The sequence below is a fragment of the Mammaliicoccus sp. O-M54 genome (genome assembly GCF_022386035.1).
Classification (GTDB): domain Bacteria; phylum Bacillota; class Bacilli; order Staphylococcales; family Staphylococcaceae; genus Mammaliicoccus; species Mammaliicoccus sciuri_A.
This window is the reverse complement of sequence record NZ_JAJNJE010000028.1, coordinates 1-377: the sequence shown is the minus strand read 5'-3', so window position 1 is coordinate 377 and position 377 is coordinate 1. Positions and strand designations below refer to the sequence as shown.

General features: G+C 50.1%; 4 tRNA genes. All 4 read right to left on the bottom strand.

The features are described from left to right. A tRNA-Leu gene (locus LQ673_RS14720) sits at positions 1-89 on the bottom strand. 6 nt (positions 90-95) lie between these two features. After that, positions 96-170: transfer RNA gene (locus tag LQ673_RS14715), tRNA-Gly, on the bottom strand. Between the two features lie 32 nt (positions 171-202). Next, positions 203-284: transfer RNA gene (locus LQ673_RS14710), tRNA-Leu, on the bottom strand. Between the two features lie 5 nt (positions 285-289). Beyond that, positions 290-365, bottom strand: a tRNA-Lys gene (locus LQ673_RS14705). Positions 366-377 lie beyond the last annotated feature (12 nt).

Genomic DNA, 377 nt, shown 5'->3' with positions numbered 1-377 from the left:
TGGTGCCGAGGACCGGAATCGAACCGGTACGGTAATCACTTACCGCAGGATTTTAAGTCCTGTGCGTCTGCCAGTTCCGCCACCCCGGCAAATAATGGAGCAGAAGACGGGATTCGAACCCGCGACCCCAACCTTGGCAAGGTTGTATTCTACCGCTGAACTACTTCTGCAAAATTAAATGCTTAAATCATATTAATAATAATGCGGGTGAAGGGAGTCGAACCCCCACGCCTTGCGGCGCTAGATCCTAAGTCTAGTGCGTCTGCCAATTCCGCCACACCCGCTTAAATGGTGAGCCATAGAGGATTCGAACCTCTGACCCTCTGATTAAAAGTCAGATGCTCTACCAACTGAGCTAATGGCTCTAAAACATGGTG